Source organism: Mesorhizobium sp. M0040 (assembly GCF_040323505.1).
Classification (GTDB): Bacteria; Pseudomonadota; Alphaproteobacteria; order Rhizobiales; family Rhizobiaceae; genus Mesorhizobium.
The window spans coordinates 15,047-29,748 of the sequence record NZ_JAMYVA010000032.1; the positions used below are offsets into that span (position 1 = coordinate 15,047).

Here is a 14,702-nt window from a genome sequence, read left to right on the forward strand (position 1 = left end):
CCTCATGTCCCTCGCCGCCGCTTGCTGCCGCGTGCCTCCGGATCGGAGCCGGCCTCGACCGTTGGATCGGGCACGACCGGGCCGCGTTCGGCCTCGGAACCCTCAGCTTCGATCTCCTGCACGGCCTGATCCCAGTGCTCGCGCTCACGTCCTTGCGGACGGCCTTCGCGCTCCCAGATCTCATGGGCTCGCTGCCGGATACGCTCTTCCCTGTCCATGGCCTTTGCCTCCTCATCCCCTAATCCGGCGATCGCTGGTTTGTTCCGCGGTGCCAGCGCCGTTCATCGCGGTTCAGTTGACCTGATCACCCAGCGCTCTAGATCAAACTTCGCGCCGAAGTCGCTTGGTGCGGGGAGAACAATCGTGTGGCAGCAACGCTACAAGCACGTATTGTAAATGCCGTTACAGCCGTCGGTCTTCGACCAGACCGCCCGTGCTTGCTGCTGATAATATTTGTATTGACGGCATGCTCGCCTTCCGACCAGGTCGAGCAGCAGTCGAAAACCGCGGCTTCCGCCACACAGACTGCATCGCTGGTCCTGGAGAGCTGGATCGCTGGGGGAGCCCCGTCGGAATACACGTCGCGCACTTTGCAATCGGTCGGCAAGGCGCTCGCCGATGCCGGTGTGCAAATCCAGTCCGCCAAGTCGCCTGAGCCCAGCGGGCAAGCCGGTCTGACGATGGCGGTTGGACGGCTTTCCGCAACGGCAATGCGCGCGGCGACGGCCGTGCAGAACGGCAACCGCTCGGAAGTGGAACACGCGCAGCAGGATCTGCGGGCCGCCGCCGCCGATCTGAGCACGTCCTACGCGAAATATTTCGCGCCGAAATCATGAAGAAGCTGCTCGAAATATCGCTCGGCGTCGTCACCAGCGTTGGCGGCTTTCTTGAGGTCGGATCAGTGGCGACCGCCGCTCAGGCCGGCGCGGCGTTCAGGTTTCAGCTGATATGGGCCGTCGTCCTGGGCACGATCTGCATCATCTTCCTGGTCGAAATGGCCGGACGCTTCGCCGCAGTTAGCCATCACACCATCGCCGACGGGATCCGGGAACGGTTTGGCTTCAACGCCTTTCTGTGGCCGTTGCTTGCGACCTTGCTGGTCAACTTCCTGGTCATGGCAGCCGAAATCGGCGGTGTTGCCATTGCGCTCGAGCTCGCCACCGGCATCGGCTTTCAGTGGTGGGCGCTGCCGGTCGCTTTTCTGGCATGGCTGTTCCTCTGGAAAGGCACGTTCGGCTTCATCGAAAAAGGCATCTCGATCCTCGGCCTCGTCACGCTGTGCTTCGTGGTTGGCGCCGTCATGCTGGGACCCGATTGGGGGCAGGTCGCGGCCGGCGCCGTGCCCACTCTGCCGGACCACGACGCCGCCAAATACTGGTTCATGGCGGTCAGCATTCTTGGCGCGTCGATATCGCCTTACCTGTTCATGTTCTATTCGTCGGGAGCCATCGAGGACCAGTGGGACAAGAGCTATCTCGGGACCAATCGGGCCATTGCCGGATTGGGAATGAGTTTTGGCGGCACAATCTCGATCGGCGTGCTGATCGTGGCGGCGCTCGTGCTGGCGGCGCACGGCATAGAGCAGGTCGACGACTACCATCAATTGCCGCTGATGCTGATCCAGATCTTCGGTTTCTGGGGATTCGTCCTGTTCGTTGCTTCACTAGGCATAGCCTGCTTCGGCGCTGCGCTCGAAATCGGGCTGCAGCAAGCGTACTTAGTGGCGCAGGGTTTCGGCTGGACCTGGGGCGAGGACCTGAAACCGCGCGACGATCCCGGCTTCAGCACCGTCTACACGGTCTCGCTGTTTCTCGCCGCCATTCCGATCGCACTGGGTCTCGATCCGCTGAAGCTAACCATCTTTTCCATGGCGCTGACGGCCGCCAGCCTGCCGCTGACCGTGGTGCCGTTCCTCTTCCTGCTGAATGACGAGCGTTATGGCGGCGAGCACCGCAATGGCATGATAGCGAATGCCGCGGTCATCTTCATCATCGCGCTCGGTTTCGTGCTCGCGATCGTGACCATTCCTTTGCAGATATTCGGAGGCACGTGATGAAGTTGCTGCGCGACATCCTGGACAAGCAAGTGGTCGACCGCGAGCAGGTCAAGATCGGCAAGGTGGACGGGCTGGTGGCCGAGCTCAGGCCAGGCGAGCCGCCTAAAATCGTTGCGGTCGAGCTCGGCTCGATCACGCTGGGGCGTCGGCTTGGCGAGCGACCCGGGCGCTGGATGGCGCGGGTTGCGGCAAGGCTCGGCGGCAAGCGCCATGCCGAGCCGCACCGCATCGCCTGGAACAAGGTGCGCGACATCGGCGTCGACATCGAGTTCGATATCGACGTCCGCGAAACGGCGATTTTCGACTGGCAGGACTGGCTGCGCGATCATGTCATTGGGCGTATTCCGGGAGCTGGATGATGGCCACCGTCAATCTTGAGCAATTGGCTGGCAGGAATGTGCTTTCGCAGCGCGGCAAAAGCATCGGCCGTATCGAGGAGATACGCGCCGAACCGGATGGCGACGACCTGGTAGTTGCCGAGTACCATGTCGGCATCTACGCGGCCTTCGAGCGTCTGTCCGCTTCGGCCATCGGCATTGCGGTCCTCGATGCCTTTCGATTGCGCAGTCGCGACAGCGTGTACCGCATTCCCTGGGACAAGCTCGACATCTCCGACCCGGCGCGGCCGCGGTTGTTATGCACGACGGAAGAACTTTCCGGTATGAAGGGGAGTATCGAGGGCGATAAACCGGAATGAACGATACTTTCCCGCCGTCGGAGAATGGGGTCCAGTGAAAGTCCTGGTTACCGGCGCCACCGGCCTGATCGGTGCCTCCGTCGTGGCGCGCCTTCTTTCCGAAAGGCATGAGGTGATCGGATTGGTCCGCAGCCCCGGCGCAAACCGGGCCGGCAATTATCAATTGCTGGTGCTGGACATGGCGGCGGCGCTGCAGCCCGAAGACTGGCTACCGCATCTCAGGGGTGTCGACGCCGTCGTGAATTGTGCCGGCGTCCTGCAGGACAGCCTTCGCGAAAAGACGCGCGAAGTCCATCGCGACGCGGCGGCAGCACTCTTCCTCGCCTGTGCGCGGGCGGGGGTTGCCCGGGTAATCCACTTCTCGGCGATAGGCGTCGATCGGGCGCAGCCTTCGGCATTCTCGGCGACGAAACTGGTCGGCGACCAAGCGCTTATGGCGCTTGATCTGGATTGGGTGATCCTGCGCCCGTCCGTGGTGCTCGGCCGGCCGGTGTTTGGGGCCAGCGCATTGTTTAGGGGTCTCGCCTCGCTGCCGGTGCTGCCGTCCATGCCCGGCACCGGCCGGCTCCAGGTGGTACTACTCGACGATGTGGTCTCAACAGTCGTCTTCCTGCTCGATTCCGACAGTCCGTCTCGCGTCGTGTTGGAACTTGTCGGTCCCGAACAGCTGAGCATGGACGAGGTCGTCGGCAGCTATCGCCGATGGCTCGGCTGGGCTCCTGCAGCCAGGTTTGTCTTGCCGGCGGCTGTTGCAAGGCTTCTCTACCGCCTCGGCGACCTTGCCGCGATGTTCGGCTGGCGTCCACCGATGCGCACCAACGCGGCCAGAGAGATCGCCCGAGGAGCGGTTGGAGATCCCTCGGACTGGACCGCCGCGACCGGCATACGCCCGCAAACCCTGGCGGGCTTCCTCGCGCTCAATCCGGCAACGGTGCAGGAAAAATGGTTTGCCCGGCTGTATTTCATCAAGCCTGCGATCTTCGTCGTCCTGCCCTTCTTCTGGATCGTGACGGGGATTGTGTCGCTGACAACCGGCTACGGCAGCGGGGTCGATCTGATGCAAGGCACGGGGGCCGGCATCTTGTCGGCACCGATCGTGATCGCCGGCGCTCTTGCCGACATCGCCGTCGGCGCGCTCCTAGCCTGGCGGCCAGCGACGCGAAAAGGCGTCTATGGCGGCATCGCGCTCTCGCTCTTCTACTTGGTCGTCGGAAGCTTCCTGAGCCCCGATCTGTGGAACGACCCGCTTGGGCCGTTGCTCAAGGTGTTGCCGATCCTGGTGCTGCACTTTGTGGCCTTGGCAGTGCTGGAGGAGCGTTGATGCTCTATTTCCTGCTGAAATTTCTGCATGTCATCGGCGCATCCGTGCTGCTTGGTACCGGCGCCGGTATCGCTTTCTTCATGCTGCTCGCCCACAGGACCGGCAATGCCGCGACGGTTGCGGCAGTGGCGCGTATCGTCGTCGTCGCCGACTTCCTTTTCACCGCGACGGCCGTGGTCGCGCAGCCTTTGACCGGAGCCGCGCTCGCCTGGCAGGCAGGCTACTCGCTGTCGGAGGGCTGGATCGTACTTTCGATCGCGCTCTATATCTTCACCGGAATGTTCTGGCTCCCGGTCGTCTGGATGCAAATGCAGATGCGCAAGCTGGCATCGCAAGCCGCCGCTGCAGGCGCGCCGTTGCCGCCGCGCTATCATCGGCTCTTCTGGCTGTGGTTCGCCTTCGGCTTCCCCGCCTTCGCTGCGGTACTCGGGATTTTCTGGCTGATGATCACTCGGCCTGCGATCGACTGGTGAAGACAGGCCGCGTGCAGCTGCCGGGATGAGCGATGACTTTCATTTCAGCGAATAGAGATAGGCCGCGATATCCCGCGCCTCCTGCTCGGAAATTCTGGTCGAAGGCATTGCCGTGTGCGGATTGATCTCTCTTGCGGCGCGTATCCAACGGACCATGTTTCGCGGATTGTTGGACAATACGCCGCCGATATAGACCCGGGTGGCCAAGCTGGCGTCGAGGCGTGGACCGACCAGTCCCTGCGCGCCGGGCACGCCGGTGATCGTGTGGCATCCGGCACAGCCATTGGCCATGATGATTGGTATGGCGCGGGCGCCAACACCGCCGGTTGCATTGTCGGCCTTCTGCTCCACTCGACGGCTTTGCTCGAAGTACAACGCGATCCCGGCCAGGGCTGCAACAAGCACGACAATTGCCGCGGCGCCGAGGATGGGTCCGGACGGAGTGAAGCGCGATGTTGCGCGCACGCCGATGCTGCTAGGGGCATTGTCCGTCTTATGCGCGACCCTGACGAGGCGCTCCGGCCACAACGTCAGCGCCGCCCAAGCTGCGGCCAGCACGGCAATCGCCGTCCCGGCACCAATGACCAGCTTAGACAGCCTGGAGCGCATGCGACGCCTCCCATCTTCTCTGTCCACTTGAGCGAATCCACAGACCGGCCAGCAGCAACGCGGCTCCGCCATAAATCAGCCCGGCCGGAACCCACATCACCAAGCCGGCGAGTTGCTGGTCCTCGAGCGGGCTAAGGCTCCACAATTCCGCGCCGGCTGCGTTTACCGGGTACCACAGCCTTGGCGAGACCAGCAGCAGCACCCCGAGCAGGCCGGTGTGCAGCGAGGTGAAAAAGAGGTGCATGACTGCGCTGCCGTAGGCTTGTTCGCGGCCTGAACGCGGCAGCAGCACCCACCAGAACAGCAGCCCCGCACCGAAGAAGCTGGCATGTTGCGCATAATGCAGGACACCCTGTGCAAGCGCCGCCTCGAACAGCGCCGGAACGTGCCACGCCCATATCGCGACGCCGTGCAGGAAGGTCGCGGCTAGAGGGCGGCTGGCGGCGGCCCGAACGGTTCGAAGCACCTTCGCCTGCCCGGCTGCGCCAAATGCCAGCCGCAGCTTGGTCGGCAATGCCCACATCATCGCCGCCGCCGGACGGGAGGCGACCAGCAGGGGTGCCGCCACCGCCATCAACAGCTCGTGCTCGATCATGTGGGCGGTGAAAACGCGCTCACCGAATGCGTGGAGCGGACTGACCAGTGCTGCCGCCAAAATGGCCCAGCCGGTCGCAAACAGCAGGGCTTGCCGCAACCGCAACGGGCGGCTGCGGGCACTCCGCCGCCACAGCCGAAAGGCGCCTGCCGCGTAAAGCAGTGCGATCATGGTTAGCGGCAGCGTGATCGGCAACGCCAGCGTCCAGCCGGCCTGCGGGGCGCCGGCACCGTAGCAGATCGAGGTCGAGAAGAGCGCGTCGAAGCTCATCGTAGGCAGCCGTCAACAATGAGCGAAGCCGCGCCTTGCATGACGATTACCAGCGCAAACAGCACCGCGCTGAGAATGCCGATATTGGCGACGAAATGCTCGGTGCCGCGCGTACGATCCGGTTTGAAGGCGGCGCCGCCTTGCTGTCGCGCCCGCCACGAAAGCACGCCGCCGAGCAAGGCCAGCACTGTCAGCACCAGCGCAATGACCGGTATGACGGGAATACCGTGGGCGCACTGCCACTCCACGAACGCATAATTCAGCTGCGTCGACACCGCCCAGGCCAAAGGCCCGGACAACAGCCCGCCCCATGATGTGCCCAAGCGAAGCGCACGCATCTCAGTCAAGCCTCGGCATCCAGTAGATCAACAGATAGATCGGGATCCAGGTCGCGACCACGAAATCCCAGTAGAAGACGTTGTCGCCAACGTCCCCGAAACGCCGGCCGCTGTAGCCATGGCGCGTGAACATCAGGACCGTCAGCACCAGCGTGTCGCCGACGTCGGTAATCAGGTGCGTTGTGTGAAGGCCGAGCAGGACCCACAGCATCGAGCCGTACGCATTGGTATCCCAATAAATGTTGAGGGCCGGAAATTCGAACCACCGCACGACAAGCGGTGCGATACCGAGCAGCGACATGACGATCAGGCCGATGCGCACGGGCACCATGGCACAGGCTTCGGCGTAGCGGTTCAGTATGTGATTGGGCACCACGCTGGCGAGCAGCAACAGCGTGACGATGGTGCCCGGCCAATGGTTGGGCGGCGGCACGCCCAATGGCCATTTGGGCGACAGATAGGCGAGGTAAAGATAGGTGCCTGCGGCGAGCGCGAAGCCGGTGCCCTCCAGCGCCATGAAGGCGAGAGTGCCCCACCAGGTCGGGCTGCGCGGTCCGATCCCGAAGGTCGGGAGTTTGGAAAGATCGGCGGCAGGACGCTGTTTCATCCCTCATCCTCCGGATCGCCTTTCGGCCAGAACCAACCGATCAAAGTGATGGCGATCGGCCCGGCTCCCCAGACCACCGCCCACGGGCTGAAGATCGAATAGAGAAAGGTGGCGCCGACGGCGAGCGCGGCGAACAATGGCCAGATCGACGGCGTCGCCGACTTCTCGCGCACATCTGGATGCGCCTCTGCCACGGTCGAAATGACAAGTTCGCGCGCGTCGACGCGAAGCCCGGTCGCGACAGGCAGCGTGTCACGTTCGGCCCAGAGCGGCTCGGCGTGGGTAACCACCGGGATTCGAGCGAAATTATAGCTCGGCGGTGGAGAGCTCGTCGCCCATTCCAGCGTGCCGGCATTCCAGGGATTGTCCCCGGCCGGGGCGCCCCTCGAGGCGCTGTACACCAGGTTTATAGTGAACAGAACGAAGCTTAGGAACAGGATGACCGCGCCGGCTGTGATGAACAGGTTGATGTTGCCCCAGCCGAGTTCCACCGGATAGGTGTAGACCCGCCGCGGCATGCCCCACAGGCCGACAATGTGCATCGGAAAGAACGCCGCATTGAAGCCTAGGAAGGCAAGCCAGAAGTGCCAGCGTCCGAGACGTTCGCTCATCATCCGGCCGGTGATCTTGGGGAACCAGAAATAGGTCGCGCCGAGCAGCGGGAACACCGACCCGCCGACCAGCACGTAATGGAAATGCGCGACCACGAAATAGGTGTCGTGCACTTGCAGGTCCAATGGCACCGACGCCAGCATCACCCCAGTCAGGCCGCCCGCGACGAACGTGAAGAAGAAGCCGAACACGAACAGCAGCGGCGTTCTGATTATCGGGCGTCCGTCCCACAATGTCGCCAGCCAGCAGAAGATCTGCAGCCCGTTCGGGATGGCGATCAGCATGCTCGAGGCGGTGAAGAAGCTCGCGCCGAGCTTGGGCAGACCGGTTGCGAACATGTGGTGAACCCACAGGCCGAACGACAGAAAGCCGACTGCGATCAAGGCCAGTACCATACCCAGATAGCCGAATACCGGACGCCGGGCGAAAGCGGCGATGATCGAGGACACCATGCCGGTAGCCGGCAGGAATATGATGTAGACTTCGGGGTGGCCGAAGAACCAGAACAGGTGCTGGAATAGCAATACGTCGCCGCCCTCGGCGGGATTGAAGATATGGGTGCCGACCAGCCGGTCGAGGATCAGGAACGTCGACGTGATCATGACCGCCGGCATGGCGAACACGATGACGAAGGAGGTGACGAGCATCGCCCAGACATAGAGCGGAATCTTGTCCAGCGACATGCCCGGCGCACGCTGCTTCAGCACGGTGACGATGGTGGCAACCGCGACCGCCAACGATGACACTTCGGTATAGGTGATCATCTGCGCCCACACGTCGGAACGCTTGCCTGGCCCGAATTCAGGACCGGACAGCGGCACGTAGGAGAACCAGCCGACGTCGGGCGCCATGTCGAGTGCAAACGACACCCAGGCGAAGAGGCCACCGGAGAGATAAATCCAGAAGCTGAATGCATTGAGGCGCGGAAAGGCGATGTTGCGGGTGCCGACCATCAGCGGCACGAGGTAGATGCCGGTCGCCTGAACGATCGGCACCGCAAACAGGAACATCATGGTCACGCCATGCATGGTGAACAGCTGGTTGTAGCGGTCCGGCCCGATCAGCCCGCGCTCCGGCCCCGACAGTTGGATGCGCATGGCAACGGCGCTGAGGCCACCGAGGCACAGGAAGGCGAAAGCGGTGATCAGGTAGCGCCGCGCGACAATCTTGTGGTCGACGCTCGAGAGCGCACCGATGATGCCCGGTGCCGTCTGCCATGTCCGCGCCAGCCAGCCATCGAGGCTGGAGTCGTCGAGGCCGGTGTCGCGAGGACCGTCGCGCTCGGGGGCCAGGTCTCCTTTGCCGGCCGCTGCTCGCTCGCCGGCGAGCCGACGCTCACGGGCCACGTCGGCGCTGCTCATTTCAGGCCCTCGAGATAGGCGACGATCGCATTCAGTTCGTCCCCGTCCAGTCGCACCACGGGCATGTGGGCGCCTGGCTTGATCCCCTGCGGATTGGCTATCCAGGCTGCGAGATTGCCGCGGCTCATTGTCAGCGTGCCGGCAGCGAGCGTTTGCCGGCTTGCGATATGGGTGAGGTTTGGGGCGACCGTGCCGCCGGCGATGGTGCCGCCGATCTTGTGGCACATCACGCATGGCCGTTTGAGGAACAGGTCGTGGCCGGTTTTGGCCTCGGCCGACACGGGGGCGGCCGCCGGCCGCAGCTGATCGTTCAGCCAGGCATCGAAGACGGGCCGAGGTTCGGCGATGATGAAGGTGCTCATATTGGCATGCTGCGCGCCGCAGAACTCGGCGCACTGCCCGCGATAGACGCCGGGCTTGTCCGCCTTCAGATCGAGAACGTTCTCGTGGCCTGGAATGACGTCCAGCTTGCCCGAGAGGTTCGGCACCCAGAAGGAATGGATAACGTCGGTCGAGGTCACCACAAGCCGCACCGGCTCGCCCGCCGGGATGTGGATTTCATTGGCGGTCGTCAGGATGCGGTTCGGCTGATCGTTTTCGTAGCGCACCTCCCACCACCATTGATGCCCGGTCACCCGGATCGTCAGCGCCGCATCCGAGCCGATGGCGGCGAGCGTCCGGTTAGCGAAGTAGCTCAGCAGCGTCAGGCCGACCAGGATCAGGGCGGTAGCGGCGAGTGCGGCGACGACAATTCGCATCTTGCTGCGCTCGGCGGCAGCGTCGAGGACAAGCGGGTCGCCGAGCGGCGCCGGGCGCCGGGCCAATGGCACGATCAGCACGGCCATCACCAGGAGCCAGACCACCGTGCACAGTGCTGTGAAGAACCAGATCAGCCATGCGAGCTCGCCCGCGGCCGGGCCCTTTGGGTCGAGCGCGGATTGCCAGCCGCTGCACCCTGCAAGGAGCAGCATGCAGGCTGCGCCGCAGCACACGCTGCAAACAAGGCGGTTCACGGCGACTTCCCCAGAGTCGTGGCATCCGGCAGGCGATTTTCGGACGGATGGGGCATCATGTCGTCGTCGCGGCCCGGCGCGGCGGAGGACGGTGCGTTGCCGCTCAGTGCTCGGACGAAGGCAGCAAGTTCCCATATCTGGTCATCCGGGATCGTGTCGCGGAAGCTCGGCATGCCGTTTGGCCGGCCGTCCCTGATCGTGGCGTGGATGCTTTCGATCGAGCTGCCATAGAGCCACTTCTGGTCCATGAGGGCCGGGCCCATGCCGCCGCCGCCATTGGCATGGCAGCCGGAACAATTGAACCAATTGAACAGACGCTTGCCCTCGCTGAGGTGGAAGGCATTGGCCTCGAACACGCCGGCCTTGTTGTCGGACGAGGTCGGCCGTTGGCCGCCCGGCTCGAGGGCCGTCACGGCTGCCGGTTGATCGCCCGAGCCGAGCGCCGACTGTGGACGCGTTTCGCGTTCCTCACGCTGGCAAGCGGCAAGGACGAGCATCGCCGACAGCAAGCATGGAAGGCAGCGGTTCATCGCACTGCCGCCCCGGCGACGTCGAGGCGAGGCACGCCATATTCCGCCAGGATTGCATCGATCTCGGCGCGGTGCTTGGCGAGCGCTGCGTCTACTTCGCTGCGCAGCGCATCGTCGTCGTGGCGCACACCCATCGAGATGTCGTAGATCATCGGCAGCAGCGGACCGTCGATGCGCGGCGAAACCGGCGTGATCCGCAGCGCCACCTTCTGCCTGGATGCAAAGTAGCCGGCCAACGGTCCCCAGACGACGGCCATATCGATGTCGCCATTCGTGACCGCCTCAATGATGCGTGCTGGCGGGTTCGGCGCCGAATAGTCCCCATAGACGGGGAAACCGATGAGATGGCCGACGATGCCACGACGGCCAAGCGCCAGGACGGGTGGCGAGTTGGCGCCGTCGTCGCCGATCAGCTGGACGCCGATGTGCAGATCGAGCAGGCGAGGATCGTTGAAGGACGCGATTTCCGGCGCATCCCTGCGTGTCACGAAGACATAGGAAGACCGGTAGTAGGGCGCGGTGGTGCGCAGCATCTCGAGATTGGCGGGCGTGCCGGGCACAAGATCGCACAGGCCGGCCTTCAGCGTGTTGCGGACGAAGCCACGGCGCTGTGCCCACCATGTGTAGGAAACCGTTGCGCCAAGCTCCGTCGCGACGAGTTCGGCGATCTTGTTTTCAAAGCCCTGCCTGGCGGCATTGGAGAACGGCATGTTGTTGGGATCGGCGCAGATCCTCAATTCGCGCGCATCGGCAACGGCGGCGACGAGCGAGAGCGCCAGTGCGCCGACCGCGGCGCCAAACCGCCGGGAAGATTTTCTCCGTGCGCGCGCAACTCGGCCGGTCGTCTCAAGGGAGCCGGAACACATACAGCGCACCTCCCGGCGTGGTTACATCCTTCAGATCCTTCATGACGTTGACGAAGCCGAGCGCGGCGGTGGCGTCGCGCGGATCGAGATCGCCGGATACGATCGCACCGGCCCAGCCGCCGACGCCCGAAAGAATCGCGACATATTGGTGCCCGTCCGGGCCGCGATAGGTGATCGGCTGGCCGATGATGCCGGACGACGTCTTGAACTGCCAAAGCGGTTCGCCGGTCCTGGCGCTGACCGCCTTGAACCAGCCTTCCATCGTGCCATAGAACACGACATTGCCGGCGGTGGCGACGGCGCCGCTCCACACCGGAAAGTTCTCCTTCAGGCTCCACGCCGGCTTGGCGGCGGCGACATCCCAGGCAGTAAATGCACCGCGATTGCCGCCCGGCCCGGGAATCATGCGCACGTTCATGCCGACATAGGGCGTGCCGGCGATGTAATTCACCTCGACGCCTTCTTCGTCCATGCACATGTTATTATGCGGGATGTAGAGCAGGCCGGTCTTGGGCGAGAACGCCGAAGGTTGCCAGTCCTTGAGGCCCGATGCGGTGGGACAGATGTCGCGGACGACCTTGCCGGTGCCGGTCTTCTTGTCCGGATTTACAATCAGCCGGCCGGTCTTCAGGTCGACGCCCTTGCTGGAATTGACAGGCCCGAACGGCACTGCCGACAGTACTTCGCCCGTAGTGCGGTCCAACAAATAGACGTAGCCGTTGCGTTCCGGTCGGACCAGCACCTTGCGGGGCTTGCCCTGCCAGGTCATGTCGAGCAGCACCTGTTCGTTGATGCCGTCGTAGTCGTGCAAATCGTGCGGGGTCCATTGATAGAACCATTTGGCTGCGCCGGTGTCGGGATCGCGGGCAAAGATTCCGGCGGTCCATTTGTTGTCGCCAGGCCGCAGATCCGGATTCCACGGACCGGGATTTCCGGTGCCATGGAAGATCAGGTTTAGGTCCGGGTCATAGGAGATCCAGCCCCACACATTGCCGCCGCCGATCTTCCAGGCGTCGGGCGGCCACGACGTCACGCCGAGATCCTTGCCCTTGTCCATGTCGTAATGCGGCTTGAAATCGGGGCCGATCAGCACCTCGGCGTCCGGTCCGGTATTGTAGGCCGTCCAGACGACGTGCCCGTCGCCGGCGTCGAGCGCCTTGATCCAGCCGCGTACGCCCATTTCGCCGCCGGAATTGCCGACCAGCACTTTGCCCTTCACCACCAGCGGCGCCATGGTGATGGTCTCGCCGATGTTGATGTTGCCGATGTGGGTGTTCCAGACCGGTTTGCCGGTGGCCGCATCGACGGCGATCGTGTGGCCATCGAGCGTGTTGTAATAGATGCGCCCTTCGAAGAAGGCTGCACCGCGGTTGACCACGTCGCAACAGGCAACGCCCTGCGCCGCAGGCTCGGGATTGGGCTCGAACTTCCACTTCATCGGCGCGCCGGGCTTGGTAAGGTCAAGCGCGTAGAGAATGTTGGGAAACGGTGTCACGATGTACATCGTGTTGCCGACCACCAGGGGCGCAGCCTCCTGACCCTTGTTGACGCCGGTCGAGAAGGTGAAGGCCACCTGCAGGTTTTTGACGTTGTCTTCGGTGATCTCCGCAAGTTCGCTGTAGCGAGTCGAGGCGTAGTTCTTTGCCGGCATCGCCCATTGGCCGTCGTCGGGCGGAGCAGCTGCGGCAGGCGGATTTATCGCAAAGCTTGACGTTGACTGAGCAACCGCCGCGGTAGTCAGCGCGAAGCTTGCCAGCAGCGTCCATCCCAGCATCGCAGCCAATGGCCTCTTTCCCCTTTTGCCAGGCACCCTATTTTTCGCCGCCACCAGTCGCGCTTGCCTCATTGGCTGTCGAGTTTGCCGACGTTGGCGCAGAGCTCCATTAGCTGCAGCTGCGCCGTGTTTGTTGAACACTCTCCAACGCGTGAGCGGCGCAGAAGTGCCAATGCAACGAAATAAATGTCGGGTTCGGTTGGCCAAAGTCGGCGGCCGGGCGCTCGGAACAGCCGATCCGAGTGTTCGCACTCACGTCGGAAGTAAATCTATTCCGGCGGCGGTCCGGGCTCGGCTGGAACGGAGCGGCGCCTATCGCAGTTGTGTCGAATGCTGTCTGCAGTCGAGCAACTGGCTCAATCGGTGAAAGAGCGACGAGCTATCTTGTTCGTTGGAGCCGGGGTGTCGATGAGCGTCGGCTTGCCGTCCTGGCAAAAGCTCATCGAGCACATGCAAAGCGAACTCGGCCTTCACGAGGACATGATCGGCGCACCGGAGGCCAGCTATCAGGCCCTTGCCGAATACTACCGGCTGAAGCAGGGGAGCCTCGGCCCTTTGCGCAGCTGGATGGATCGCGAATGGAGCGTATCGCGCGAAGAAGTGCAGCGGTCGGCAATCCACAAGCTCATCGTATCGCTCGATTTTCCGATCATCTACACCACCAATTATGATCGCAATCTCGAGGTTGCCTTCGAGATCCATAGCCGGCCCTTTGTCAAAGTCGCCAATGCAAAGGACTTGCCAAAGGCCACCGGCGAGGTGACGCAGATCATAAAATTCCACGGCGATTTCGACGACGACAAATCGCTGGTTCTGGCGGAGACCGATTATTTTGAGCGGCTTTCGTTCGATTCGCCGCTCGACGTGAAGTTTCGCGCTGACGCGCTCGGGCGCACCATCCTGTTCATCGGCTACAGCATGTCCGACATGAACATCCGTCTGCTGCTGCACCGGCTTTGGCAGACCTGGCGCCGCTCCGGCTATGAGAAGAACCGCCCGAAATCCTTCATCTTCATGTCCCAGCCGAGCATCGTCCAGGAGGCTGTCCTCGGCCGCTGGGGCATCGATATGCTGACCGAAGCGGCCGACGATCCTGAGGACGCGCTGCTCGCATTCCTGAACGAACTCAAGGACAGGGTGGGCCGGCCAGACGGCGCGTGAGAAAACTTGCGGAAACTGATTGGCCAGGCGCTGGGAACCGGCTGATCCGGGACCGAGCCTGAATGGGCGCACGCAAACACCAGCGAAAAATGCATGCCAAACACGACCTGTCGGCCGAGTTGGCCTATGAGATCGATTGTTTTGCCCGCAGGTGCGGCCTGACCAGGGACGAAGCACTCAAGATGATGCGAAATGCCGGCAGGTCCAACGATGGCACCAAGGCATCTGGCGAACCCGGGCCGAAGTGGCCGCATGGGTTCTACATAGCGGGCGGCCGGACGGTCATCCGGCACAGCTGCTTCGTCGTCTGTCTCGGTATCCGCATGGCAGTCGGTGGTGGAGCGCACCGCTGAGGATCGAGCGATGCAGCGGCCGCCGATGGAACATCCGCCGACAATTTTCGTTGACATGCTCCACTA

General features: G+C 63.2%; 18 protein-coding genes. 8 read left to right on the plus strand and 10 right to left on the minus strand.

All coding sequences use genetic code 11. The features are described 5' to 3' along the window. Positions 1-2 precede the first annotated feature (2 nt). Entirely contained in the window at positions 3-218 is a 216-nt protein-coding gene (locus NKJ91_RS23085) for a DUF2934 domain-containing protein (protein ID WP_023676165.1), read from the minus strand. A 219-nt stretch (positions 219-437) separates the two neighbouring features. Here NKJ91_RS23085 and NKJ91_RS23090 point away from each other — a divergent pair, with 219 nt between their 5' ends. From NKJ91_RS23090 to NKJ91_RS23115, 6 genes are read left to right on the plus strand one after another with little or no spacing between them, the layout of a single operon-like run. Further along, entirely contained in the window at positions 438-836 is a 399-nt protein-coding gene (locus NKJ91_RS23090) for a hypothetical protein (protein WP_352457406.1), read from the plus strand. Then, on the plus strand, positions 833-2,053 hold the full coding sequence (locus NKJ91_RS23095; RefSeq protein WP_352457407.1) for an NRAMP family divalent metal transporter: 1,221 nt from the start codon (positions 833-835) through the stop codon (positions 2,051-2,053). The genes NKJ91_RS23090 and NKJ91_RS23095 overlap by 4 nt, the downstream gene beginning before the upstream one ends. Further along, positions 2,053-2,415 carry a hypothetical protein gene (locus tag NKJ91_RS23100; RefSeq protein ID WP_023676162.1) on the plus strand — a complete coding sequence of 121 codons (363 nt, stop codon included), beginning with the start codon at positions 2,053-2,055 and terminating at the stop codon, positions 2,413-2,415. Before NKJ91_RS23095 ends, NKJ91_RS23100 begins: the two co-directional genes overlap by 1 nt. Beyond that, positions 2,412-2,753 carry a hypothetical protein gene (locus NKJ91_RS23105; RefSeq protein ID WP_352457408.1) on the plus strand — a complete coding sequence of 114 codons (342 nt, stop codon included), beginning with the start codon at positions 2,412-2,414 and terminating at the stop codon, positions 2,751-2,753. Before NKJ91_RS23100 ends, NKJ91_RS23105 begins: the two co-directional genes overlap by 4 nt. A gap of 34 nt (positions 2,754-2,787) precedes the next feature. Beyond that, complete coding sequence (locus tag NKJ91_RS23110; protein WP_352457409.1) at positions 2,788-4,074, plus strand: SDR family oxidoreductase; 1,287 nt, start codon at positions 2,788-2,790, stop codon at positions 4,072-4,074. After that, on the plus strand, positions 4,074-4,547 hold the full coding sequence (locus tag NKJ91_RS23115; RefSeq protein WP_023676159.1) for a DUF2269 family protein: 474 nt from the start codon (positions 4,074-4,076) through the stop codon (positions 4,545-4,547). Before NKJ91_RS23110 ends, NKJ91_RS23115 begins: the two co-directional genes overlap by 1 nt. A 39-nt stretch (positions 4,548-4,586) precedes the next feature. Here NKJ91_RS23115 and NKJ91_RS23120 read toward each other — a convergent pair whose 3' ends face one another. Genes NKJ91_RS23120 through NKJ91_RS23160 form a run of 9 tightly spaced genes read right to left on the minus strand, consistent with a single transcriptional unit; the run spans position 4,587 to position 13,122 of the window. Next, positions 4,587-5,156 carry a c-type cytochrome gene (locus tag NKJ91_RS23120; protein ID WP_352457410.1) on the minus strand — a complete coding sequence of 190 codons (570 nt, stop codon included), beginning with the start codon at positions 5,154-5,156 and terminating at the stop codon, positions 4,587-4,589. After that, positions 5,137-6,021, minus strand: a complete 885-nt coding sequence (locus NKJ91_RS23125; protein WP_352457411.1) for a cytochrome c oxidase assembly protein — start codon at positions 6,019-6,021, stop codon at positions 5,137-5,139. Before NKJ91_RS23125 ends, NKJ91_RS23120 begins: the two co-directional genes overlap by 20 nt. Next, entirely contained in the window at positions 6,018-6,359 is a 342-nt protein-coding gene (locus NKJ91_RS23130) for a hypothetical protein (RefSeq protein ID WP_352457440.1), read from the minus strand. Before NKJ91_RS23130 ends, NKJ91_RS23125 begins: the two co-directional genes overlap by 4 nt. Before the next feature lies 1 nt (position 6,360). Continuing rightward, positions 6,361-6,966, minus strand: coding sequence for a cytochrome c oxidase subunit 3 (locus NKJ91_RS23135; RefSeq protein WP_352457412.1), 606 nt, complete (start codon positions 6,964-6,966; stop codon positions 6,361-6,363). After that, positions 6,963-8,939 carry a cytochrome c oxidase subunit I gene (gene ctaD / locus NKJ91_RS23140; RefSeq protein ID WP_352457413.1) on the minus strand — a complete coding sequence of 659 codons (1,977 nt, stop codon included), beginning with the start codon at positions 8,937-8,939 and terminating at the stop codon, positions 6,963-6,965. The genes NKJ91_RS23135 and ctaD overlap by 4 nt, the downstream gene beginning before the upstream one ends. Further along, complete coding sequence (gene coxB, locus NKJ91_RS23145; RefSeq protein WP_352457441.1) at positions 8,936-9,910, minus strand: cytochrome c oxidase subunit II; 975 nt, start codon at positions 9,908-9,910, stop codon at positions 8,936-8,938. Before coxB ends, ctaD begins: the two co-directional genes overlap by 4 nt. Positions 9,911-9,948: 38 nt before the next feature. Then, on the minus strand, positions 9,949-10,482 hold the full coding sequence (locus NKJ91_RS23150) for a c-type cytochrome (RefSeq protein WP_352457414.1): 534 nt from the start codon (positions 10,480-10,482) through the stop codon (positions 9,949-9,951). Continuing rightward, positions 10,479-11,348, minus strand: a complete 870-nt coding sequence (locus NKJ91_RS23155) for a substrate-binding domain-containing protein (protein ID WP_352457415.1) — start codon at positions 11,346-11,348, stop codon at positions 10,479-10,481. The genes NKJ91_RS23150 and NKJ91_RS23155 overlap by 4 nt, the downstream gene beginning before the upstream one ends. Next, on the minus strand, positions 11,329-13,122 hold the full coding sequence (locus tag NKJ91_RS23160; protein WP_352457442.1) for a methanol/ethanol family PQQ-dependent dehydrogenase: 1,794 nt from the start codon (positions 13,120-13,122) through the stop codon (positions 11,329-11,331). The genes NKJ91_RS23155 and NKJ91_RS23160 overlap by 20 nt, the downstream gene beginning before the upstream one ends. Positions 13,123-13,452: 330 nt before the next feature. On the opposite strand from NKJ91_RS23160, the gene NKJ91_RS23165 reads away from it, so the two are divergent. Continuing rightward, positions 13,453-14,283, plus strand: coding sequence for an SIR2 family NAD-dependent protein deacylase (locus NKJ91_RS23165; RefSeq protein WP_023676149.1), 831 nt, complete (start codon positions 13,453-13,455; stop codon positions 14,281-14,283). Positions 14,284-14,345: 62 nt separating this feature from the next. Further along, positions 14,346-14,636 carry a hypothetical protein gene (locus NKJ91_RS23170; RefSeq protein WP_156937320.1) on the plus strand — a complete coding sequence of 97 codons (291 nt, stop codon included), beginning with the start codon at positions 14,346-14,348 and terminating at the stop codon, positions 14,634-14,636. The last annotated feature ends 66 nt before the right edge of the window (positions 14,637-14,702 follow it).

Bases quoted from the DNA above. Each gene is read 5' to 3' on its own strand.
- NKJ91_RS23150 (WP_352457414.1), bottom strand. From the start codon at position 10,482: ATGAACCGCTGCCTTCCATGCTTGCTGTCGGCGATGCTCGTCCTTGCC.
- NKJ91_RS23100 (WP_023676162.1), top strand. From the start codon at position 2,053: ATGAAGTTGCTGCGCGACATCCTGGACAAGCAAGTGGTCGACCGCGAG.
- NKJ91_RS23135 (WP_352457412.1), bottom strand. From the start codon at position 6,966: ATGAAACAGCGTCCTGCCGCCGATCTTTCCAAACTCCCGACCTTCGGG.
- NKJ91_RS23120 (WP_352457410.1), bottom strand. From the start codon at position 5,156: ATGCGCTCCAGGCTGTCTAAGCTGGTCATTGGTGCCGGGACGGCGATT.
- ctaD (WP_352457413.1), bottom strand. From the start codon at position 8,939: ATGAGCAGCGCCGACGTGGCCCGTGAGCGTCGGCTCGCCGGCGAGCGA.
- NKJ91_RS23130 (WP_352457440.1), bottom strand. From the start codon at position 6,359: ATGCGTGCGCTTCGCTTGGGCACATCATGGGGCGGGCTGTTGTCCGGG.
- NKJ91_RS23095 (WP_352457407.1), top strand. From the start codon at position 833: ATGAAGAAGCTGCTCGAAATATCGCTCGGCGTCGTCACCAGCGTTGGC.
- NKJ91_RS23155 (WP_352457415.1), bottom strand. From the start codon at position 11,348: ATGTGTTCCGGCTCCCTTGAGACGACCGGCCGAGTTGCGCGCGCACGG.
- NKJ91_RS23105 (WP_352457408.1), top strand. From the start codon at position 2,412: ATGATGGCCACCGTCAATCTTGAGCAATTGGCTGGCAGGAATGTGCTT.
- NKJ91_RS23165 (WP_023676149.1), top strand. From the start codon at position 13,453: ATGCTGTCTGCAGTCGAGCAACTGGCTCAATCGGTGAAAGAGCGACGA.
- NKJ91_RS23160 (WP_352457442.1), bottom strand. From the start codon at position 13,122: ATGCTGGGATGGACGCTGCTGGCAAGCTTCGCGCTGACTACCGCGGCG.
- NKJ91_RS23115 (WP_023676159.1), top strand. From the start codon at position 4,074: ATGCTCTATTTCCTGCTGAAATTTCTGCATGTCATCGGCGCATCCGTG.
- NKJ91_RS23170 (WP_156937320.1), top strand. From the start codon at position 14,346: ATGGGCGCACGCAAACACCAGCGAAAAATGCATGCCAAACACGACCTG.
- coxB (WP_352457441.1), bottom strand. From the start codon at position 9,910: ATGCTGCTCCTTGCAGGGTGCAGCGGCTGGCAATCCGCGCTCGACCCA.
- NKJ91_RS23085 (WP_023676165.1), bottom strand. From the start codon at position 218: ATGGACAGGGAAGAGCGTATCCGGCAGCGAGCCCATGAGATCTGGGAG.
- NKJ91_RS23125 (WP_352457411.1), bottom strand. From the start codon at position 6,021: ATGAGCTTCGACGCGCTCTTCTCGACCTCGATCTGCTACGGTGCCGGC.